Origin of the sequence: uncultured Sphingomonas sp., from assembly GCF_913774285.1 — a bacterium.
Taxonomy (GTDB): Bacteria; Pseudomonadota; Alphaproteobacteria; order Sphingomonadales; family Sphingomonadaceae; genus Sphingomonas.
Genome location: NZ_CAJYHX010000029.1, coordinates 89,562 through 108,364, shown reverse-complemented (window position 1 = coordinate 108,364; position 18,803 = coordinate 89,562). Strand labels below are relative to the sequence as shown.

Genomic DNA, 18,803 nt, shown 5'->3' with positions numbered 1-18,803 from the left:
TTTCATGGTCGTCCTAACGGACAGGCCAAACTCACTACTCAAACCAAAGTTTCGGCGCAAGCGCACAAACCCGCGGACTGTTGCACAAACGTCACATGTTAATCGACTCCGATCAACCCGTGTTGGCGCAACGTTTGCACGACCGCAGAGATCGCCCTTCTCGCCTCTGCGTCAACCGTCGTCCCCCCCGTCGGTTCCGCCACATTCGGCTGCCGAGGCCCAACTACTTGTCGCCCCTCGATAAAAAGTCTTCCATAGGTACGCCCTTGGTACCATTCTCCGCCGGCGTACAATGCCAAAGCCTGGTCCGCCGCCACCCAAACCCGCATGCCGTCGCGCGGCGACAAGAAACGCCAGCCTCCCTCGGTCCACCCTGTCAGCTTGCGTGTCTGCCCGGCCCAGGCGCCTTGCGGTGCAGCACCGACGATCCAGCACTGGCCGAGACTCGGCGCGGACGGCGGCACGTTGACCATTGCCGCAACCACCGCCGCCTGCGTCGCGATGTCGAGCAGCGCCAGGGCTTCGTTGTGGAACATCTCCTTCTGCGCCTGTCCGGGTTCGAGCATCGGCAGTGCCAGGCGCGGTGTCGGCGAAGCGGTCATCGGTCGTCTCCAAGGCTGGGAAGCGAAAGCTGGGCGGCGGGCGACAGGCCATGCGTGCCGATCTGCCGGACCGCCAGCGTGAGCGGCAGCGCGCGATCTTCGGCGGAAAGCGTCAGCCCGGGCGCATCCAGCGTGCGCACGCTGCGCTCGCCACCGCGCGCGATTTCCACCTGATACCGCTCGCTCTCCTCGCCCAGCGGCACGTCGACGCCGTCGCGCCACGCCCAGCCGACTCGGCTGCGCCGGGCCCATCCGATCTGCGTGATGTCGCCCTGCCGCGTCGCGCGAAGCTGTACCGGCGATGGCGGCAGCAGCGAGATGCCGTTCGACATGGCGGTGACGGCCGGCGCGTCGACCGGATCGTCGGAGCCTTGCGCGAGCAGTTGCACGGAACCACCAATCGCAACGCGGAGGTCGAGCGGCTTCAGCGTGTCGCGCGTCACCAGCACGAAGCGGTCTCCCGCGCGCTGGGTGCCGATCGCCGCCTCCGTACCGCGCCGCCCGCGCCATAGCTGCGACAGGCGCCAGCGCGTACCCCCGAGGCTCTGCACTTGGCCGAACTGAAGCAGTTCATCGCCCAGCATCGCCAGGTTGGCACCGGCATCCAGCGCCGCCAGGTCCACATTGGCCAGCACCATGTCGGCGCGGGCGAGTTCCACCTCGGCATAGCCCGCGCCATCGATCAGCGCCGCGCGCGCCGCGCCCGGCGGCACCTGCACCGTGCCGAGAATCGCCGGATAGGCGGTATCCCCCGCCGGCGCCCAGCTCGCACCGCCATCGATGCTCGCCAGCAGCGCGGCGCGGCGCCAGCCGCTGCCGGTGCCGGCCGCCGCGACGACGAGGTTCGGCACCGTTGCCGCCACGTCGTCGAGCGGCGGCAGCTCGAAGGGCAGCAGGATGGTGCTGCCCCGCTGCGCGTCGGGCGCCGTGACCGCCCGGCCGGGGCTCGCCGCACCCGCGAGCGGTGCCTCGGCGATCGGGACGCATTCCAGCTTCACCACCATGTTCTCGAGCAACCAGCGATCGACGCGCCACTGGCCGGGCGCGCCGTCGATGGTGATGCGGGCGCCGGGGGCGAGCGTCAGCGCCTCCCAGCCCAAGGTCAGCGTGCGGCGCTCGCGCGCCAGGTCGGTCCGCGCCAGCGCCCCCGCCGCCATCGCCTTGGCCGATCCCGCATCGAGCACGGCGGGCAAATCGATCCGCGTCTCGCGCGTACCCGTGCCCTGGCGTGCCGCCTGCTGCACCCCGGCCTGATAATCGCGCGCCGGATCATAATAGCCGATGCTTAGCCGCCGCGGCGCGGCATCGGCGGCGGCAATCGCGCGCACCCCGCGGCCGGTAGGCTGGGCATCGGCGCCGACGCCGCCGTCCGCCATCGCCCGTGCTGCGCCGGTGCCGGCCTGCAGCCGCACGGCAGCGCCATCGCTCTGCACCCAGGCGCCCGTCGCCGCGCACAGCGTGTCGAGCGTCGTGCGCATCGACTCCTGCGCCGAGAAGCCGGCAAGCGGCGTGGCGAGTCCGTCGGCCGCCACCCCCAGCGCCCGCGCCACGCTGCCCGCCGGTACCGGATCGGCATCGGCGATCACCTCGAAGCTCAGCTGGGGAATTCGGTTGCCGAAGGTCGCGAGCTCGAGGTCCTCGAACACCGCATAGGCGGTGCCGCGATGCGCGGGCGCCCTGCCCGATCCCTCGATCGCGGCGATCAGCGGATCGACCGGCTGGTCCTCGGCGCCGGTATAGAGCCGGAAGCCGGTGCGCACCTTGAAGTCGCCCGCCGCGCCGCGGAGCAGCTGGCCGTCCGCCCAGATCCGCCCCACGTCGAGGATCGGCCGTGTCGACAGCGCGATCGCGAACGAGGCGGTGTAGCTGTACGAGGTGGCCGAGGGTCGTCCCTTGCCGCCGCCCTCGGTGGCGCGATGCTCGATCAGGTCGGTCGCCCAGATCACGCTGCCGGCCACCCGGATCGTTCCGAACAGCTGCGGAACCGCGGTGCCGTAGCTAGAGGTCTGCACGCGCAGGTCGGCAAGCCGCGGACCTTCGCGCGGGCCCTGCTTGAACAGCAGCTGGTGGTCGATGGCATTGCCGATCAGGCCGCCCAGCCCCGCGCCGAACGGGCCGCCGATCAACCCGCCCGCCACCGTCAGCACTACCGTCGCCATCAGCCTTCCTCCCCCAGACGCCAGCAGCTCAACACCGGCCAGGGCACCGGGCCCGGCCGTTCGACCACGCGGCGCGCGATCGCGTCGGCATGGATGATTCCGTCCTCGCAGCGGATCGCCAGATGCAGCTGGCCGGGCCCGCTCCGGCAGAGCAGCAGGTCGCCCGGCGCCGCCTCGGCGACCTCGACCAGCCCCACCGCACGTAGCTGCGCCGCAGTGCCCGCCGCATCGCCGGTCCGCAGCCGATATGTCGCCGGCGCGCCGCGCCCGAGCGCGACCACCGCCAGCCCGACGCAGTCGAGCCCCGTCGCCACGTCGCGCCCATGCAGCCGGAAGGGCGCACCGAGCGCCGCGCGCGCCGCCGCAACCACCGCCGCGCCGCTCATGCGCCGGGATAGCGGGTGAGCAAGTCGGTGCCCGGCAGGAAGGGCTCGCCGCGGAAATTGGCGGCGTTGGCGAAGCGGCCCGAGCACGTCTCGAACCGGCCATCGCATCCCTCGATCAGCTGAACCAGCGCACCCACCCCGTCGAAGCGCGGCGGGCGGCGGAGCGTCACCCGGTTGCCGTCGGAGGCGGCGATCACATCCTCCAGCCCGCTGTTCGCCCCGCCGAACCAGCGCAGTCGGCCATTGCCATAGGCATTGGCGGCGGGTTCGGCCGCGTCCAGCGTCACCACCGCATCGGCCACTGCGGTCACCCGCGCGAAGCGCCGTCGCCCGGCCATCGCCACGCGGCACCGGGCATCGCCCAGCTCGGCGCGGCAATCGGGCGAGGTCGCCTCGGCCACCGGCGCGTCGAAGGCGGCGGTGAGCCCGCGCAGCTCGGCGGTGATCGCGCCGTCCCGCGTCTCGATCGCGCCGATCGTTCCCTCGCCCAGCGCCACCGTTTCGCCCGGCGCAGTCCAGTCGGTGGCGAACAGCGCGACGCGGGCGAAATCCCAGCGCCCCGCGAGCAGGTCCGTCTCGGAGATCGCATCGCCGGAGAGCATGCCGTGCACGTCCATGCTGTCCGCCTCCAGCGTCGCGCTGCGCTCGACCGCGCTGGGGGTCATCCCCGGCGCGGCGCGGTAGAGCACGCCGTCGATCAGCAGGTCGCGGTCATGCGCGGTGAGGCCGATCGTCACCCCGTCGCGGCGCTCGATTCGCCAGCACAGGGTGACGGTGGTCAGCGTGCCGTCGAGCCAGCTCATTCGCGGATCTCCACCAGCGGGACCGAGGCGGCCGCCCCGGCGAGGAAGGTCGCGCGGCTGACGCGCAGCTGGTCCTCGGCGAAGCGCACCGGCACGTCGAACAGGAAGGAGGCGGTGAGCTTGACGCCCGCGGCAGGCGCGACGTCGAGCGTCACCACCCCGCCCGCGCCCAGGGTGAAGGCCGAGGTTGCCGCGCCGTTCAGCTTGAGCGCCACCGTGCCCGCCACCGGCCGGGTGATCCGGCGGACCGTGTCGCCATAGGTCTTGACCAGCTGGAACCGCGCGGTCTGGCCGTCGCCGGTGCCGATCGGCTGGTCCTTGGCCTCGTAATCGAACGGGTCGCGCAGCCGGAACCCGCGCGCCGGGCCCATCCGCGCGCGGTAGAAGCCGAGCAGCGCGGCGATGTCCGCCTCGGAGCGCACGCCCGGCCCGACATCGTAGCGCGTCCGCGCCTGCGCCCAAGCGGCGTTGCGCCGCTCGGCACCGCCCGCGCTGGTGACGATCGCGGTGGAAAGCTCGGGCACCACCTCTGCCTCGCGCCCGAGCGCGATCGGGAAGGACACGTCGTCGAAGGGCGTCACATCCGCCTCCTGGTCGAAATGGGTGAAACCGTCGCGCGCCACCTGCGGCAGCGCCCAGACGAAGGTCGCGGCGACCCCGCGCGCGCGGCCCCGCGCCGCCGCCTCGGCGATCGCGCGCCACTGGAGCCGGTCCTCGGCACGCAGCACGAAGCCGGCGAGATAATGCTGCCGCGCCGGCGGATAGCCGAGCCGTGCCTGCGCCGCCGCGACCGCGCGCTCGGACGCCGCCGCATTGCCCGCCGCCGCCCAGTCATAATCCTCAAGCTGGAGCACATCGAAGGCAGGCGAGGCCCAGCCGACCGGCATATTGACGCGCTTCGCCTCCGGCATTGCCGGATCGAGCACGGTGGGCAGATAGGTGAGCAGCAACAGCTGCGCGCCCGGCGCCGCCGACTTCACCGCATCGCGCAGCGCCAGCGTCGACGCCGCGAGCAACGCCCCCGCCGCATCGAGCACGCCGGTGTTCACCGTGCCCTTGAGGTTCTGCGCCGCCGGATTGCCGAGCGCCGCCTGCGCCGCCGCATCGTGGATGCACAGCCGGCCATCGGCCATCACCCACCACCAGGGCTCGCCGACCTGGAACTTCACCGCCAACCCTGCGCCCTGCGCAATGCCGACGAACGCCAGCGCCACCGCGCGCAGATAGGCCATCGCCCCGGCATGGGCGGGCGAGAGCAGCGTCGAGGGCGGGCTCCATCCGGTCAGCGCCGGGCTGCCATCGGCGGCGCGCTGCTTCCAGTCGCCCCAGCAATGCTGGTCGAGCAGCTCGTAGCTCAGCGACCAGATCACGCCATAGCCGAGCGCCCTCGCCCGCGCGGCAAAATCGACATGCCAGGCGGCACAGGACCGGTTGAGCGCACCGCCGGCGAGGCTCGCATAGAAGCCGCCCGAGGCGGGTTCGAGCCGGAAATAATGGCTCATGCCGACATAATGGAGAATGTCGCCGCGATAGCCGAGCTGCAGGATGTTCCGCAGCAGCCGCGCCGGCGTCTGATTATAGCCGTCGTCATAGCCGGTCGCGATCGACAGGCCGTGCTCGGGCACCACCACGTCGCCGATCGTCAGCACCGACCCCGGCCCGTCGCAGGCGATCCCGCTCAGCTCGACCCAGCCCTCGCTCGCCGCCGCCAGCGGCGTGGTGTCGCCCGCGACATAGCCCGGCGGCACCAGCGAGACGAACATCCGGTCGACATCCCCGGCCCAGACCGGATCCGCCTCGCCGGGCAGCAGGAAACCGCCCGCCACGTCGGCAAAGTCGATCGACACCTCGGCGTCGGTTGCTTCGCCGCTGGCATAGTTCCACAGCCGCACATACCAGGCGCGCGGCGCGCCGCCCTCGTCCCGCCCCTCGATCGTCAGCACCGGGCCGTTGACCGCATCGAGCGCGATCACGCCCGAAGACCGCCAGCGGAACCGCAGTCGGCAGCCGCGAAAGTCCCGCGCGGTCGCATAAGCGAGCAGCGGATGGTCCCAGCGATCCTCCGCCTCCCAGATCAACCCGGCGAGATCGCCGCGCCGCTGGAAGACCAGGTCGACGCGCAGCGCATCTGGCGCGGTGGTGACCACGCTCGCCATCATCGGCCGCGGGAAGTTGACCGTCCAATAGACCGGATCGAACCGGCTGATCACGCCCGTCGCCTGGTCGCGCCGCCGCGCGGCGAGCCACCAGCCCATCAGTCGAGCCCCGCCAGCGCCGAGCGCACGGCCCGCGCCACCTGCCGACTCGACTGCGCCAGCGCCCTGGGCGCCGCATCGGCGGCGGCGTTGACGGTGATCGACACCCGCACGTCACGCCCGCCGCCCTGGCCGCCCGCGGGCGCCACCTGCCCCGCGCTGGTCGGCACGAACAGTTCGGGGCCGCGCTCGCCGACCCAATAGGGGCGGCCCGGGCTCACCGGCCCGCCGGTCGCACGGCCGGGCAGCCCCAGCAGTCCGCCGAGCAGCGACAACAGCCCGCCCCCGCCGCCGCCGCTGACCGAAGGGAACGCGACGCCGAGTGCGGCCCGCGCGATCTCGTCGAGCGCCTTCACGCCGATCTTGGCGAGATCGTCGAACCCGATCTTGCCGCTCTGCGCCGCGCGCAGCAATGTCGTCTCGATGGTTCTGCCCGCCTTGTCGACGCCGGTCGCCAGCGGGCCCTCCAGCGTGCCGCGCATCGCGTCGACATCGCGCGCGAAGCCGGCGGTATCGGCGCGCACCGACACCACCAGCCGTTCGATTTCCTCATCCATCGGGGAATTGCTCCTGCAATCTTGCGATCAGGTCCGCGCTCGGCGGTTCGCCCGCGTCGGGCATGGCGGCCGCCAGCAGCGCGGCGAGTTCGGCCGGCGTCGCGCGCCAGAACCGATCGGGGCTCCAGCCGAAGGCGAGGCCCGCCAGCCCGGCCAGCCGCCCGGCGGCCTCGGCGAAGGACGTCATCGTCCTGCCAGGATCTGGCCGATCAGCATCTTGAGCGCCGGGGTTGCCGCCACCAGCCCGGCCTCCGCCACGCCTTCGGAAAAGGCTTCGCGCGTCAGCCCCTCGGGCACCGACTTGAGGCAATGCCAGAACAGCGCGACCATCTCGCCCAGCGCCAGCCGCCCGGCCGCGGCGCGCTCGACCAGCGCGAACAGCGGGCCCAGCTCGGCCTCGGCGGCGACCAGCGCCTCGAAGCTCGGCCGCAGGACGAGCGGCACGCCGCCCACCCGCAGGGTTGCCTCGCCACGCACCGGATTGGCCGCGCCGGTCATGCGCTCACCACCGGGCCGGAGCTTTCCAGGCTCAGCGTGTAGCTGCGCTCACCGTTGAAATCGCCGGCATAATCGAGCTTGGTGACGAGGAACTTGCCCGTCATCGTCTCGCCGCTCTCGAAGCTCAGCCGATAATCGTCGAGCGTGCCGGCCAGGGCATTGGCCTTCACCCGCACCTCAGCGGTCGATCCGGTGAACACGCCCGCGGCGGACACGCTGACCGATCGCACCCCGGCGCCGGACAGCAGTTCGCGCCAACCGCCCGAATCCTTGCTGGTGATCGCCACCGCCTCGCCATTCACCGAAAGCTGCGTGGTCCGCAGCCCCGCCACGGTGGCGTACACCACCGGCGTCGCGCCATTGCCCACCTTGAGCAGGAAGGCGCTGCCTTTTTCCGCTGCCATGTTCGTCTCCTGTTGGTTCGTGAGCGTGCGCCAGCTTGGCGCGACGCTTTTAAGCCCCTCCCCTTCAGGGGAGGGGTTTGGGGTGGGGCTGTGTCTCACCGAGACCAACAGACGTTCTGGAACCCCTCCCCCCTCCCCCTCCCAGGAGGAGGGGCTTAGGTTGGGGTACGCAGCATCCGCACCCGGTGCTCGACCACCGCCGTCACGCCGCTCGTGCCCCCGTCCACCACCCGCGTGCGGACCAGCACCCGGCTGACGATCCGCCAGCCGCCGCCGAGCGCCGCGGGCATCGCCGCGATCGCCGCCTCGACGTCCGCGGCAAGCGCCCGCACCCGCTGCCGCGATGGCCCGGCGTCGCGTACCAGCACCGAGGTGCGGACCTCGCGGCCGTCCTGGTCCTTGGTGCTCCAGTCGGTGAGCATCGCCTCGTCGACCTGCAGATAGGGCCGCGCCGCCCGCGGCGGCGGCGCATCGAACACGCCGTTGACCGGGGTCGACAAGGCCCCCATGGCGGTCAGCGCCGTGCGCATCGCCGCGGTGATCGCTTCCTGCGGGCTCATCGCAACAGCCCTCCCAGCCAGCGCAGCGCCGGATCGGCGAGCCAGCGCCGCCACAGCCCGCGTCCCGACAGCGTGACGGCGCTGCCCTCGACCGCCACCGACACGCCCGGCACCGTTTCGCGGGCGCGTTCGGCCAATCGCCCGGCCGCGTCCGCGGCCGCCGCGCGACCGGTGGTTTCGGCGCGCGCCTTCAGCTGCTCCAGCATTGCCGCCGCGCCCCCGCCATCAGTTGCAGCCGCCGCCACGGCCGCCAGAATGCCACCACCGCCGCGGGCGGCACCGTGGCGTCGCCCCGCGCCTCGAGCAGATGCGCCGCCAGCAGCACCACGCCTTGGGCGAGCGGCGGCGGCAGGTTCTCCCAGCCCGGCGCCGTGCCCGCGGTGAAGGTAACGCGCACCCGCATCGGCGCGGGCGCCGGGGCAAGCCGCACCCAGCCTTCGCCGCGCGCATCCAGATCGATGGTATACGCCGCCACCGGCAGCGCGGTCGCCGTGCCGGCGGCGTCGACCGTCTCGACTGCACCGATTGCGATGACCGGCGCCACCGGCAGCCGCTGCCAGTCGGGCGAGCGGCCGAGCCAGGCCTGCCATTGCCGCGCGATCCAGGCGGTGCCGGTAAAGGCCTCGCCCAGCGCCAGCGCGGTCTGGACGGCGGCGGTAACGGCGGCATCGTCGGTGCCGTTCGCCATGCGCAGATAGTCCTTCACCGCCGCGCACGCGCTCGCGATCGCCGCCGCCGGAAAGGGCGGTGCGTCCATGGTTCTTCTCCCTCTGTTGGTTGGCGCCGCGCGTTGCTGCGGCCCGTGCTCAGGCGGAGGCTTCCGCCTCGACCTCCAGCGTCCGGTTCTCGCCCGGGTCGTATGGGGACGTGCCGTCCCACTCGATCCGGTTGACCACCGCGCCCGCCTCGATCACCCGATAGACTGCCATTGTCCCCGCTCCTCAGCCGAAGGTCCAGGTGACGCGCACTTCGCCGCGCCCGCCATTGCCGCCTGCGCCGGGGGAGAAGCCGGTATCGCAGGCACCGCCGCCCCCGCCACCGCCGCCAGGGGCACCGCCGGCGCCCCCGGCGGCGCCGTTGCCGGTCAGATTGCCCGAAAAGCCGCCCGCGCCGCCGGAATGCAGTGCCGGATCGGCCGCGGCGCCCGCCCCGCCGGCGGGGATCGTCGCGGTCCCCGCCGTCCCGCCCGAGAGCGGCGCGGCGGCATGGTTCGATCCCGCGCCGCCGACCGCAGCACCCCGCGCGACATTGGCCGCATCGATGCTGGCGCCGCCGGCACCACCGCCGGTCGCGCCGTTGCCGCCCAGCCCCGCAGTGGCGGTCGAGGCACTGGTTCCGCCGCCGCCCAGTGCGCCGAACGTGCCGACCGGCAGCGCGGTGCCGCCGCTCGCATTGGCGGCCTGGCCGGCACCGCCGCCATTGCCGCCATCGGCGCGGATCAGCGCGCCCAGCAGGCTCGCGCCGCCGGTGCCCCCGGCGACGCCGTTGGCGGCCGCGGTGCCCGGCGAGGGACCGCCGCTGCCGCCGGCGCCTACCGTCACCGATTCGGTGACGCTATGCGCCGCGGCAGCGAAGCGCAGCTGCTGCACCATGCCGCCGCCCCCGCCGCCGCCGCCGGTGCGGATCGAGGCGCTGGCGCCGCAGCGGCCGGAGCCGCCGCCCCCACCGCCGCCGATCGCCGTCACCTCCAGCCCGCTCGCCAGCGGCGGCTTCGTGCTGGTGCCCGAGCTCGTGTAGACGATCCGCAGCGGTGCGATCCGCCAGTCGAACGCCTCCCACGCGCCCTTCCACCAGACGAACCACACCGCATCGCCCGGCGCCGAGAGCCAGGCGAGGTCGCTCGCCGCAGCATTGCGCACGGTCACGCGATTGGTGCTGGCATCGCCCTTGTGGACGCGGAGGAAATCGCCGTCGCGCACCGCGCTCGCCGGCAGGGTGATGGCGAAGGCGCCGCCGCTCGCATCGGCGCGGATCGAGCTGCCGCAATCGTCGCTCGACGCCGTATAGGCGGCGGTCTTCTCGATCTTGGGCAGCCGCGCGGTGCCGTCGTACAGTTCGTCGAAATTGGCGTTCGCCTTGATCCAGGCGGCACGCTCGGTATCGCCGGTTCCGTCATTGGCGGCGGACCCGACATTGATGCTCTGCTTGGCCATGCTCAGCTCCTGTCGGTGCTGCGCAGCGTGGAATCCACGGTGCTGGTGGTGCGGTCGAGCCGCGTCGAAACCCCGGCCCCCGGCGGCGGGGGCACGCGTCTGCGCGCCACCGCCGGGATGGACAGCGACAGCCCGTCCATCAGTAGAGGGCCAGCATGTCGGCGGCGCTGGTGCCGGTCGCCCGCACATAGCGCGCGCGGAACGGCAGGATCGTGCCGCCCGCCACGTTCTTCCACACCGTGTCGACGCTGCCGTTGACCCCGCGCATCGTCACCGTGCCGCCGGTGCCGACATAGAGCGCCTTGGGAATGTCGGTCAGCGCCACGGTGTCGCTCGGCACCACCGCAATCGCCGCCGTGGCCGGGGCCGCGACATGGTCGGCCCGGTTCGCGAAACTGTCTGCCATGTTGCGTCCCTCCGGGCTCAGTTCGCGGCGAACTTGAGGAGCTTGATCGCTTCCGAATTGCTGACCATGCCGCCCAGCCGCTTGGTCGCGTAAAAATGGACGAAGGGCTTGTTGGAATAGGGATCGCGCAGCAGCTGGGTGTCGCCGCGCTCGGCGATCAGATAGCCCGCCTGGAAGTTGCCGAACGCGACCGAGAAGGCATTGGCGGCGATGTCCGGCATGTCCTCGGCCTCGACCACCGGGTAGCCGAGCAAGGTCGCCGGCTGGCCCGCGGCGATGCCGGGCTGCCAGAGCAGCTGGCCGTCGCTGGTCTTGAACTTGCGGATCCGCGCGAGCGTCGCCGAGTTCATCACCCAGCTCGCCCCCTGGCGATAGGGCGCGCGGAGTGCCTGGACCAGGTCGATCAGCTTTTCCTCCGGGTTCGCCGCGAAGGCGCCCGCCGCGCCGGTGGCGAGATATTGCAGCGTGCCGAAGGCGCGCGTCGCATCGGCGGCGGTCGAGGTCGGCACCGCGAGGAAGCCCTTGGGCTGGTTGGTGCCGTTGCCGCTCACGAACGCGGTGCCCTCGGCCTGGGCGAACTCGTGGGCGATCTCGCCGGCCAGCCAGCTTTCCACATCGAACATCGCGTCGTCGAGCATCGCCTGGCTCGCCGCCGGGTTGGCGTAGAGCTCGCCGAAGGGCGGGGCGACTTCGTTGAAGGTGGGTGTCGCGGTGATCGGCCGGGCGGCGGTCTCCGAGGCCCAGCCGCTGTCGAAGCCGCCGCTCGCGACCAGCTTGCGATAGCCGCTGCTGCCCACCTTCACCACATTGGCGATCGCCCGGATCGGCGAGATCGCCTGCAGCGTCACGTCGATCTGCGCGTCGATTTCGCGCGGCACCGCATAGCCGCCCTCGCCGCCGCTGTTGCCCGACAGCGCCTTGGTTTCCACGCCGCCCCGCAGATAGCCGTCGAACGCCGCGCTCGATACCGGCCGACCGCCGGCCAGCATCGGCCGCACCGGCGGCAGCATCACCTGTTCGAAGCTCGATTCCATCGCATCCATGGTCTTCTCCCGCTCAAGAAAGATTGAAAAACTCAGCCGACGGCGTGCACCCGCGCGAGCGGCTGCATCGGTTCGGCCACCAGGCTCACCTCGATCAGTCGAATCGCGGTCAGCTCGCGCACCCGCCCGCGCCGGGCGGCGGCCACGCGGTAGCCGAAGGACAGCCCCGCAACCGCGCCCTCGGCGACCAGCGCCGCCAGCCGCGGATCCTCGACCCGGCCGATCACCCGCAGCCCGCGCGCATCCTCGCCGATCGCCTCGATCGTGCCGACCGGCGCGCCGCGATGCTGCCAGAGCAAAGGCACCGGCCCGACCGCCCCGAACGCCCCCGGCCGCACCACGTCGCCGCCGCGGTCCTCGCGATCGAACACCGCGGCATAGCCGGCGAAGCGCACGCTCATTTGAGCCAGCCGGGAAAGCCCATCCGCAGCGCCAGCAGCACCAGCACCAGCGCCGCCAGCGTGCGGCCCAGCCACTGCATCACCGCCTTGATCATCGACTTCTTGGCATCGCGCCACGCGCTGAGCAGCTCGCGCAGCTCGGCCATGTCCTTGGCGGCGCCGCTATCCTCCAGCCCCAGCCGGGCGAGCGCGCGGTTCGCCCCCACGGTGCCCGCCTCTTCGGCAATGGCGCGGAGCGTGGTCAGCTCGGCGCCTTCGTTCTCGGCCTGCGCGATCAGCTGGCCCAGCATCGTCCCATCGGTCATGGCAACCCCACCATCTTGCGTTTCTCTTCGCTCGTCAGGAAGTCGGCGCCCGCAACCTGCCGCCACAGCAGCTCGCGCTCTTCGGCCAGCGCCGTCACCCGATCGAGATCGACCGCGAGCGCGGCACCCGGAAACCAGCCGCCCAGCCCCCGCACCAGCCCGCCGAGCAGATGCTCGGCCATCGGCAGGATCGCGAGCCGCCACAGCGCGCGATTGGCCTCGCGGTAATTGGCGTAGGCCGCGTCGCCCGGCAGCCCGAGCAGCATCGGCGGCACCCCGAAGGCCAGGGCGATCTCGCGTGCCGCCGCCGCCTTCAGGCCCACGAAATCCATGTCGGCCGGGGTCAGGCTGATCGCCTGCCATTTCAGCCCGCCTTCGAGCAGCATCGGTCGCCCGGCATTGGCGGCGCCGGCGAAGCCTGCCTCCATCTCGTCCTTCAGCCGGGCGAACTGGTCGGGTGCCAGCGCCGAACCGTCGCCGGGATCATAGACCAGCGCCCCGCTTGGCCGCGCGGCATTGTCGAGCAGCGCCTTGTTCCACCGCGTCGCCGCATTGTGGATCGCGATCGCACCCGCCGCCGCGTCCAGGCAGCCCAGGCCATAATGGTCGTCGGCCGGATGGAAGGCGCGCAGGTGCAGGATCTGCGGCCGCCCGCCATCGTCCGCCGCCAGCCGGGCGACATGCTCGCCCACCCGGTACCGATAGGCGACGGGCCAGCCGGCGGCATCGGGCTCCACCGTCACCCGCTCGGGGCGCAGCGCATAGAGCGTCTGCAGCGTGCCCGCTTCGTCGGTGAGCAGCTGGACATAGGCATTGCCGTGGAGCAGCAGCTGCGCCGCCAGCGTCTCGAGCAGCCGCTGCCCGCCCGAGGGCGCTGCGACCAGCGCCAGCAACCTCGGATCGGTGCCGGTCAGCGGGGCGCCGCCGACGCCTTCCGCCACCATCCGCACCGCGCGCTGCGCCACCGGGTTCTGGCAATAGCCTTCGCGCAGCTGCACCTCATAGCTGCGCGGCCAGTCGCCGAGGCTGCCCCAGCCGCCGCGCGCCAGCGCCGGCCGTTGGCCTTCACGCGCGGCCTTGCGCCCGAACCACTTCATCGCGCCAGCTCCGCGACGCTGAGCTTGCCGTCCCGGTCCAGGTCGCGCGCCCGATAGGCGGCGGTAAGGCTGGTGCGCATGCCGTCCCAGAAGTCGCCGGAGAATTTCTCGGGCGGGAACACCTTGGCGACCAGGGCCTGGACCTCGGCAGCATCGAGCATGCCGTCGCCGTCACGATCGTTCACCGCCACCGTGACGCCGGCACCCACCGCAAGTCCGGTCTGCGCATTGAGCGCGCACGCGCCCGTCAGCAGGGCGAGCAGCCCTGCAGCCATGCAGTTTCGCATTGCGTTTCTCCTAGTATCTAAATCCTCCCCGGCACGGGGAGGGGGACCGCGCGGCGCAGCCGCGTGGTGGAGGGGGGCCGCCGCACCGGACGCGCTTGTGGAGAGCCCCCTCCACCATTCGCTGGCGCGAATGGTCCCCCTCCCCGTGCCGGGGAGGATCGGAAGGCGACCTCATCTTCCCCCGCCAGGGGGAGGTGGCGCGCGACGCGCGACGGAGGGGGAGGATGCCAGAACCTCTCAGGCCTGCGTGCTTCCGCCCCCTCCGTCAGGCTGCGCCTGACACCTCCCCCTGGCGGGGAGGATTGGAAAGCAGGTCACACCGTTCGCACCTTCGCTTGTCCGCGGCGCCCCAGCATCAACTCGGTCGCCGCCCAGACCAGCGCATCCGCCCGGTCCGGCGAACGCCCCGGCCCTTCATACCCGCCGCATGCCTGCAGCCCGGCCAGCTCCGCCTCCAGTTCGGCGAACACGCCCGCGTGCCACAGCAGCCCGCGCTCGTAGAGCAGCGCCACCGGCTCGGCGCGGGCGGCCTTGCCGCGGCTGGCATGGACCAGCCGGAGCGGCAGCGCGCTGTCCGCCGCCTTGAGCACGCTGGCCACCATCGCGCCGCCCTGGTTCTTTTCCGCCACCACGCATTCCGCCTCGAACCGCGCGACGCAGTCCGCCACCGCCGCCGCCCAGCCCTCCGGGCTGCGCCCCGCGACGCTCGCATCGGCGAGCACATAGCCGTGCTTGTCCTCGCCCAGCCCGACCGCGACAATCCCGCAGGCATCGCCCTCGGTGCCCGCCGGCGGATCGACCCCGACCACCACCCGCACCAGCGGCACGTCAACCGCGCGGCGCTGCCGCTCGATCAGTACGCGCGGCCACAGCGCGCCCGCGACATCGTCGATCATCTCCCCGTCCAGCTCCTGCCGCCCGAGCCGCGTGCCGGCATATTCGGCGACCATCGCCTCGACGAAGCTGCGCGGCAGATGGATATTGTCCCGCGTCCGCCCCCGGGTCTCGTGCAGGGCCGGGCGCGGGATCGCCATCACGCGGCGCATCAGCTTCACCGGGCGCGGGGTCGTGGTCACCACCACCCGCGGCTTTTCGCCGCGGCGCATCCCCATCATCAGATTGTCCCAGGTCGCATCGGCGGTGCCGGCCGACCATTTGGCCAGCTCGTCCGCCCAGGCGAAGTCATGCTCGGGGCCGCGCAGTTTCTCCGGCGCCTCGGCCGAATAGACCAGCGCGCGCGCGCCCGATCCGAACACCAGTTCGCCCGCCGTGGCGCGCCAGTCGAGCGTCTCGCCCTCCAGCCCCAGCGCCAGCAGGCCGGAGGGCCCCTCCACCATCACCCGCCGCGCATCCTCGATCGTCGCGCCGACCAGCGCGATCCGGGCGCCGGGCACGTCACGCGCCATCTGGCTCACCCATTCGGCGCCCGCCCGCGTCTTGCCGAAGCCGCGCCCGGCGCGGATCAGCCACACCCGCCAGTCGCCCTCGGGCCAGAATTGGCCGTCATGCGCCCAGCGTTCCCACCATTCGTTGAACGCGCGGATCTCGCCGTCAGACATGCGCTCCAGCATCCGGTCGCGCTCCTTGCGCGGCAGCAGCGCGAGCCGCTCGAGCGGATCGCTCATTTGCCCTGCTCTGCCTTCAGCCGCTTCTCCAGCGCATCCAGCCGCTTGGCCAGCGCCGCCTGCGCCTCCTCGCGGCTGATGCGGTGTACCGGCCCGCCGGGGCGCCTGCGCCGCCCCTCCACCGTTGGCCGGTGATTGCGCAGCAGGTTGAGCGCCAACTCGGGATCGAGCGGATCCTCCGGCAATTCGCCGGTGCCGAATTCGACATCGTTCACGCCGGCGCCGGCGCGGCGCAGCAGCCGCTCCTCCAGCCGGTCATACCCCATCAGCAGCGCATCGCGCCAAAGCGCGGCAAATTCGGGGTCGCGCTGGCGGAGCCGGTACACCCCCGTCGTCGACATCCCCGCCTGGCCACAGGCGATACCGACGTTGCAGGTCACCGCCAGCGTGTCGAGGAAGGTCTGTCGTTTTTCACGGGTCCAGCCGCCGGCCGCAACCGTGCGGACCTGCCGCCGCCGCTGGTTCCCCGAAGCGATCGTCAGTGCCATTTGCACTCTCCCGAAAATGCGAACGGGCCGCGGCACCTTCGTGCCCGGCCCGTGCAGCGGAGCCGCCCTCGGCGACTCGCAATTCTTCAGCGTTCCTGTTTTGTGCCATAGGAGCGTGACGATGTCAAGCGTTTTTAGCCCATTTGGTTATCCGTCGACGTCTGTCCGTCTGCGATGCTAGCGACCGCCCGACGAAAAGCGCGATATGCCTTCACTAACCTGCTGATATACCATCGTTAACCATGTTGCCTAGCAATCATGATCCTCTACGGTTGCGCGCTCGAACGTCAAAACAGGTGGGAACCATGATACGAACTGCGCTGATTGCTGCCGCGCTGCTGCTCGGCACGAATGCCGAAGCGAAGCCGTACAAGATTACGATGAACGCCTATTACGATACGCTCTACACGCCGGGGACGCCGAAGAGCGGCACCATGTCTTTCCAGGCGATCATCAACGATCCGCAGGTCGTTACCACTACCTCGACGGGGCAATGGGGTCTGGACATCGTTGATTCCAAGACGCGCTTCGCCGCGATGTTTGACACGAAGGTCGACGGGGTCACCGCTGCCAAATCCTTTATGGACCTGACCTTGGGCTGGGCCACGATCCCCAGCCTCGAGTTCGGATATCCCAGCCTGGAGAAGGTCCTCCAAGTCGGCTTCAACACCCTGTCGCTGCCGTCGACGGTGCAGATCGCCACGCCCACGATCACGGATCTCTGCAACACCGGGTATCAACCCTATGGCGCTTGCACGCTCGGGCCGATCACGTCGACGACGCGACCCGACGTGGCGGGGGCGCTGTTCCTTGATACCTACGCGCCGCTGGACAGCGGCAAGAAGAATATCCTCGATTTCTCGCTCGGCAACGACGGAAGCTATCTCGGCTATAACGAAGCCGAGGTGAATTGGCAGGCGACGCCGCCGGCTGGCTATACGGGGGGCGATCCCTGGCCAGACCACAAAATCGTGTACCAGTTCACCTTGGGCAGCTTCACTATCTCCCCGGTTCCCGAACCGGCGAGTTGGGCGATCCTGATCACCGGCTTCGGCATGGTCGGCGCGATGACGCGCCGCAAGAAGCGGGCGCTCGCGCACGCCTGAACGGGTTGGGCTGGGCGCTTCCGGCGCTCAGCCCGCCAAGCCGGCGACCATCACCTCCCACGCCGCGCGCTCTTCGCCACGGTCGCGCAGCGTCTCCACCGCGCCGAGCGTGCCGGCGGCGAAGTTCACCGCGATCGCCCGTTCCGCCTCGAAGGTGGCGTTGCCGCTCAGCATCACCCGCGTGTCCGCCTCGGCCTGGCCGCGGACCATGCCGCCGCGGTTGAACACCTCGATCGGGGTACCGAAGGGGACGCGTCCGGTGAGCGCGGCGCTGAGTACCGAGGCGGCCATCGCGCTGCCGCAGCTGTCGGTCAGCCCCACGCCGCGCTCGAAGGTGCGGACGAACAGGCGGGTGGGCCCGCGCAGCTCGACGAAGGACACGTTGGCGCGTGCCGGGAGCAGCGCCGGGCGGCTTTCGCACCATTCCCCAAGTGCCACCAGTTCGGCCTCGTCGACCCGGTTGACGAAGGTCACCAGATGCGGGTTGGGCATCGCCACCGCCGTGAACGCGCGCGGGTTGGGCAGCCCGTCGATCGGCGCATCAAGCACCTGCTCGGGCACACCGACCAGCCCGACATCGGCGGCACGGGTGGAGTTCGGCCCCACCAGCGTGCGGATCGTCGCGACGCCCGGCGCGATGTCCGGATCGCGCGCGACGCTGGCCGAACTGGTCTTGAGCTTCACCTGCGCCGCGTCCAGCCCCAGCAGGTCGAAGCCCAGCCGCGCGGTGCAGCGCAGGCCGTTGAGGCAGGTCTCGGCCTCGGAGCCGTCCGAATTCCACATCCGCATGCCGAAGGCGTGGGTATCGTCGCCCGGCACCAGCGCGAGCAGGCCGTCGCCGCCAACCGGCCCGGCGCGATCGGCGAGCAGGCGGGCGAGCGTCGCCCAGTCGGGCTCGGAGAGCGTCAACGCGCGGGCGTCGATCAGCGGGAAGTCGTTACCCGAGCCGTGGCACTTGGTGAATTCGATGCGCATGCCGCCCATTTAGGCGGCGGCGGTCGCCTTGGCTACGCCCCCGCCCATCGCTTCCACCTGCGCCTTGTCACGGGCAAGAATCGCCGCGAAGCTCGGCCGCGCGTGGATCGCCTCGACATAGGCGGCGGTGCGCGGATAGCGCGCGGCATCGACGCACACGCCGATGCAGCCGAGCGTCGCGAGCGGGCTGGCAATGGCGATGTCGGCCAGGGTCAGCCGATCCTCGACGAGGAAGCCGCTGTCGGGGATGGCCGTCTCCAGATAGGCGAAGATCGGCGGCAGCTGCTCGTTCTCGGCCTGGTCCGCGGCGGCGTGGTCGCACGGCAGCTGCATCACCCGCGGCTTGACGAACCGATTCCCGAAGATCGCCGAGCCTGCGGCCATCATGATCGTATCCGCCAGTTCGTCGAACCAGATCGTGCGGGCGCGGGCCTCGGGCGCCAGCGGGATCAGATTGGGTTCGGGGTATTTGGCTTCGAGATAGGTCACGATCGCGGACGAATCGGCGATGGTGAAGTGACCGTCGCGAAAGCCGGGCATCTTGCCGAACGGGCTGATCGCGCGAAACTCGGGATCGGGGCTGCCGGGCCCGGCGAATTTCAGCTGTAGTTCCAAGCCCTTCTCCGCCCCGAACACCATGCATTTGCGAACATAGGGCGACAGCGTCGAACCATAGACGATCATCGGCGTTCC

General features: G+C 71.4%; 25 protein-coding genes. 1 reads left to right on the top strand and 24 read right to left on the bottom strand.

Going from position 1 to position 18,803, the window contains the following annotated elements; translation table 11 throughout:
• Positions 1–98 precede the first annotated feature (98 nt).
• The 22 genes from QZ670_RS16650 to QZ670_RS16545 all read right to left on the bottom strand — a co-directional run bounded on the left by QZ670_RS16650 (position 99) and on the right by QZ670_RS16545 (position 16,029).
• The gene (locus tag QZ670_RS16650) at positions 99–602 is read right to left on the bottom strand and encodes a DUF2793 domain-containing protein (protein WP_294257339.1); all 504 of its coding nucleotides are present in this window, start codon (positions 600–602) and stop codon (positions 99–101) included.
• Positions 599–2,761: a phage tail protein gene (locus QZ670_RS16645; protein WP_294257337.1), complete on the bottom strand. Its 2,163-nt coding sequence runs from the start codon at positions 2,759–2,761 to the stop codon at positions 599–601. Before QZ670_RS16645 ends, QZ670_RS16650 begins: the two co-directional genes overlap by 4 nt.
• Entirely contained in the window at positions 2,761–3,147 is a 387-nt protein-coding gene (locus QZ670_RS16640; protein WP_294257335.1) for a peptidoglycan endopeptidase, read from the bottom strand. Before QZ670_RS16640 ends, QZ670_RS16645 begins: the two co-directional genes overlap by 1 nt.
• A complete protein-coding gene (locus QZ670_RS16635) occupies positions 3,144–3,950 on the bottom strand; it encodes a DUF2163 domain-containing protein (protein ID WP_294257332.1) in 807 nt (268 codons plus the stop codon). Before QZ670_RS16635 ends, QZ670_RS16640 begins: the two co-directional genes overlap by 4 nt.
• On the bottom strand, positions 3,947–6,205 hold the full coding sequence (locus tag QZ670_RS16630) for a DUF2460 domain-containing protein (RefSeq protein WP_294257329.1): 2,259 nt from the start codon (positions 6,203–6,205) through the stop codon (positions 3,947–3,949). The genes QZ670_RS16635 and QZ670_RS16630 overlap by 4 nt, the downstream gene beginning before the upstream one ends.
• Positions 6,205–6,762: a tail tape measure protein gene (locus QZ670_RS16625; RefSeq protein WP_294257328.1), complete on the bottom strand. Its 558-nt coding sequence runs from the start codon at positions 6,760–6,762 to the stop codon at positions 6,205–6,207. The genes QZ670_RS16630 and QZ670_RS16625 overlap by 1 nt, the downstream gene beginning before the upstream one ends.
• Entirely contained in the window at positions 6,755–6,949 is a 195-nt protein-coding gene (locus QZ670_RS16620) for a phage tail assembly chaperone (RefSeq protein WP_294257326.1), read from the bottom strand. Before QZ670_RS16620 ends, QZ670_RS16625 begins: the two co-directional genes overlap by 8 nt.
• A complete protein-coding gene (locus tag QZ670_RS16615; RefSeq protein ID WP_294257323.1) occupies positions 6,946–7,260 on the bottom strand; it encodes a gene transfer agent family protein in 315 nt (104 codons plus the stop codon). The genes QZ670_RS16620 and QZ670_RS16615 overlap by 4 nt, the downstream gene beginning before the upstream one ends.
• Positions 7,257–7,664, bottom strand: coding sequence for a phage tail protein (locus QZ670_RS16610; protein ID WP_294257321.1), 408 nt, complete (start codon positions 7,662–7,664; stop codon positions 7,257–7,259). Before QZ670_RS16610 ends, QZ670_RS16615 begins: the two co-directional genes overlap by 4 nt.
• A 155-nt stretch (positions 7,665–7,819) precedes the next feature.
• Complete coding sequence (locus QZ670_RS16605) at positions 7,820–8,224, bottom strand: DUF3168 domain-containing protein (RefSeq protein WP_294257318.1); 405 nt, start codon at positions 8,222–8,224, stop codon at positions 7,820–7,822.
• Positions 8,221–8,430 carry a hypothetical protein gene (locus tag QZ670_RS16600; protein ID WP_294257315.1) on the bottom strand — a complete coding sequence of 70 codons (210 nt, stop codon included), beginning with the start codon at positions 8,428–8,430 and terminating at the stop codon, positions 8,221–8,223. The genes QZ670_RS16605 and QZ670_RS16600 overlap by 4 nt, the downstream gene beginning before the upstream one ends.
• A complete protein-coding gene (locus tag QZ670_RS16595) occupies positions 8,415–8,981 on the bottom strand; it encodes a hypothetical protein (RefSeq protein WP_294257312.1) in 567 nt (188 codons plus the stop codon). Before QZ670_RS16595 ends, QZ670_RS16600 begins: the two co-directional genes overlap by 16 nt.
• A 49-nt stretch (positions 8,982–9,030) precedes the next feature.
• Positions 9,031–9,153, bottom strand: a complete 123-nt coding sequence (locus tag QZ670_RS16590; RefSeq protein WP_294257310.1) for a hypothetical protein — start codon at positions 9,151–9,153, stop codon at positions 9,031–9,033.
• A 12-nt stretch (positions 9,154–9,165) separates the two neighbouring features.
• Entirely contained in the window at positions 9,166–10,377 is a 1,212-nt protein-coding gene (locus QZ670_RS16585; protein WP_294257306.1) for a glycine-rich domain-containing protein, read from the bottom strand.
• A gap of 139 nt (positions 10,378–10,516) precedes the next feature.
• Positions 10,517–10,783, bottom strand: coding sequence for a hypothetical protein (locus QZ670_RS16580; protein WP_294257304.1), 267 nt, complete (start codon positions 10,781–10,783; stop codon positions 10,517–10,519).
• 17 nt (positions 10,784–10,800) lie between these two features.
• Positions 10,801–11,826 (bottom strand): phage major capsid protein, encoded by a 1,026-nt coding sequence (locus QZ670_RS16575; protein WP_294257301.1) that lies wholly within the window; start codon positions 11,824–11,826, stop codon positions 10,801–10,803.
• A 32-nt stretch (positions 11,827–11,858) separates the two neighbouring features.
• On the bottom strand, positions 11,859–12,227 hold the full coding sequence (locus tag QZ670_RS16570; RefSeq protein WP_294257298.1) for an HK97 family phage prohead protease: 369 nt from the start codon (positions 12,225–12,227) through the stop codon (positions 11,859–11,861).
• Entirely contained in the window at positions 12,224–12,532 is a 309-nt protein-coding gene (locus tag QZ670_RS16565) for a DUF6127 family protein (RefSeq protein WP_294257295.1), read from the bottom strand. The genes QZ670_RS16570 and QZ670_RS16565 overlap by 4 nt, the downstream gene beginning before the upstream one ends.
• Positions 12,529–13,629, bottom strand: coding sequence for a phage portal protein (locus tag QZ670_RS16560; protein WP_294257292.1), 1,101 nt, complete (start codon positions 13,627–13,629; stop codon positions 12,529–12,531). Before QZ670_RS16560 ends, QZ670_RS16565 begins: the two co-directional genes overlap by 4 nt.
• Positions 13,626–13,904, bottom strand: coding sequence for a hypothetical protein (locus QZ670_RS16555; protein ID WP_294257290.1), 279 nt, complete (start codon positions 13,902–13,904; stop codon positions 13,626–13,628). The genes QZ670_RS16560 and QZ670_RS16555 overlap by 4 nt, the downstream gene beginning before the upstream one ends.
• 326 nt (positions 13,905–14,230) lie before the next feature.
• Positions 14,231–15,541 (bottom strand): terminase family protein, encoded by a 1,311-nt coding sequence (locus QZ670_RS16550; RefSeq protein WP_294257288.1) that lies wholly within the window; start codon positions 15,539–15,541, stop codon positions 14,231–14,233.
• On the bottom strand, positions 15,538–16,029 hold the full coding sequence (locus tag QZ670_RS16545) for a hypothetical protein (RefSeq protein ID WP_294257284.1): 492 nt from the start codon (positions 16,027–16,029) through the stop codon (positions 15,538–15,540). Before QZ670_RS16545 ends, QZ670_RS16550 begins: the two co-directional genes overlap by 4 nt.
• A gap of 305 nt (positions 16,030–16,334) precedes the next feature.
• On the opposite strand from QZ670_RS16545, the gene QZ670_RS16540 reads away from it, so the two are divergent.
• A complete protein-coding gene (locus tag QZ670_RS16540; RefSeq protein ID WP_294257281.1) occupies positions 16,335–17,135 on the top strand; it encodes a PEPxxWA-CTERM sorting domain-containing protein in 801 nt (266 codons plus the stop codon).
• Positions 17,136–17,162: 27 nt separating this feature from the next.
• Here the strand turns inward: QZ670_RS16540 and dapF are convergent, their stop codons facing one another.
• On the bottom strand, positions 17,163–18,110 hold the full coding sequence (dapF, locus tag QZ670_RS16535) for a diaminopimelate epimerase (RefSeq protein ID WP_294257279.1): 948 nt from the start codon (positions 18,108–18,110) through the stop codon (positions 17,163–17,165).
• A gap of 9 nt (positions 18,111–18,119) precedes the next feature.
• On the bottom strand, positions 18,120–18,794 hold the full coding sequence (locus tag QZ670_RS16530) for a glutathione S-transferase family protein (RefSeq protein ID WP_294257276.1): 675 nt from the start codon (positions 18,792–18,794) through the stop codon (positions 18,120–18,122).
• Positions 18,795–18,803: the final 9 nt, after the last annotated feature.

Excerpts from the sequence above, each read along its gene's own strand:
- QZ670_RS16650 (WP_294257339.1), bottom strand. The coding sequence starts at position 602 with ATGACCGCTTCGCCGACACCGCGCCTGGCACTGCCGATGCTCGAACCC.
- QZ670_RS16645 (WP_294257337.1), bottom strand. The coding sequence starts at position 2,761 with ATGGCGACGGTAGTGCTGACGGTGGCGGGCGGGTTGATCGGCGGCCCG.
- QZ670_RS16640 (WP_294257335.1), bottom strand. The coding sequence starts at position 3,147 with ATGAGCGGCGCGGCGGTGGTTGCGGCGGCGCGCGCGGCGCTCGGTGCG.
- QZ670_RS16635 (WP_294257332.1), bottom strand. The coding sequence starts at position 3,950 with ATGAGCTGGCTCGACGGCACGCTGACCACCGTCACCCTGTGCTGGCGA.
- QZ670_RS16630 (WP_294257329.1), bottom strand. The coding sequence starts at position 6,205 with ATGGGCTGGTGGCTCGCCGCGCGGCGGCGCGACCAGGCGACGGGCGTG.
- QZ670_RS16625 (WP_294257328.1), bottom strand. The coding sequence starts at position 6,762 with ATGGATGAGGAAATCGAACGGCTGGTGGTGTCGGTGCGCGCCGATACC.
- QZ670_RS16620 (WP_294257326.1), bottom strand. The coding sequence starts at position 6,949 with ATGACGTCCTTCGCCGAGGCCGCCGGGCGGCTGGCCGGGCTGGCGGGC.
- QZ670_RS16615 (WP_294257323.1), bottom strand. The coding sequence starts at position 7,260 with ATGACCGGCGCGGCCAATCCGGTGCGTGGCGAGGCAACCCTGCGGGTG.
- QZ670_RS16610 (WP_294257321.1), bottom strand. The coding sequence starts at position 7,664 with ATGGCAGCGGAAAAAGGCAGCGCCTTCCTGCTCAAGGTGGGCAATGGC.
- QZ670_RS16605 (WP_294257318.1), bottom strand. The coding sequence starts at position 8,224 with ATGAGCCCGCAGGAAGCGATCACCGCGGCGATGCGCACGGCGCTGACC.
- QZ670_RS16600 (WP_294257315.1), bottom strand. The coding sequence starts at position 8,430 with ATGCTGGAGCAGCTGAAGGCGCGCGCCGAAACCACCGGTCGCGCGGCG.
- QZ670_RS16595 (WP_294257312.1), bottom strand. The coding sequence starts at position 8,981 with ATGGACGCACCGCCCTTTCCGGCGGCGGCGATCGCGAGCGCGTGCGCG.
- QZ670_RS16590 (WP_294257310.1), bottom strand. The coding sequence starts at position 9,153 with ATGGCAGTCTATCGGGTGATCGAGGCGGGCGCGGTGGTCAACCGGATC.
- QZ670_RS16585 (WP_294257306.1), bottom strand. The coding sequence starts at position 10,377 with ATGGCCAAGCAGAGCATCAATGTCGGGTCCGCCGCCAATGACGGAACC.
- QZ670_RS16580 (WP_294257304.1), bottom strand. The coding sequence starts at position 10,783 with ATGGCAGACAGTTTCGCGAACCGGGCCGACCATGTCGCGGCCCCGGCC.
- QZ670_RS16575 (WP_294257301.1), bottom strand. The coding sequence starts at position 11,826 with ATGGATGCGATGGAATCGAGCTTCGAACAGGTGATGCTGCCGCCGGTG.
- QZ670_RS16570 (WP_294257298.1), bottom strand. The coding sequence starts at position 12,227 with ATGAGCGTGCGCTTCGCCGGCTATGCCGCGGTGTTCGATCGCGAGGAC.
- QZ670_RS16565 (WP_294257295.1), bottom strand. The coding sequence starts at position 12,532 with ATGACCGATGGGACGATGCTGGGCCAGCTGATCGCGCAGGCCGAGAAC.
- QZ670_RS16560 (WP_294257292.1), bottom strand. The coding sequence starts at position 13,629 with ATGAAGTGGTTCGGGCGCAAGGCCGCGCGTGAAGGCCAACGGCCGGCG.
- QZ670_RS16555 (WP_294257290.1), bottom strand. The coding sequence starts at position 13,904 with ATGGCTGCAGGGCTGCTCGCCCTGCTGACGGGCGCGTGCGCGCTCAAT.
- QZ670_RS16550 (WP_294257288.1), bottom strand. The coding sequence starts at position 15,541 with ATGAGCGATCCGCTCGAGCGGCTCGCGCTGCTGCCGCGCAAGGAGCGC.
- QZ670_RS16545 (WP_294257284.1), bottom strand. The coding sequence starts at position 16,029 with ATGGCACTGACGATCGCTTCGGGGAACCAGCGGCGGCGGCAGGTCCGC.
- QZ670_RS16540 (WP_294257281.1), top strand. The coding sequence starts at position 16,335 with ATGATACGAACTGCGCTGATTGCTGCCGCGCTGCTGCTCGGCACGAAT.
- dapF (WP_294257279.1), bottom strand. The coding sequence starts at position 18,110 with ATGCGCATCGAATTCACCAAGTGCCACGGCTCGGGTAACGACTTCCCG.
- QZ670_RS16530 (WP_294257276.1), bottom strand. The coding sequence starts at position 18,794 with ATGATCGTCTATGGTTCGACGCTGTCGCCCTATGTTCGCAAATGCATG.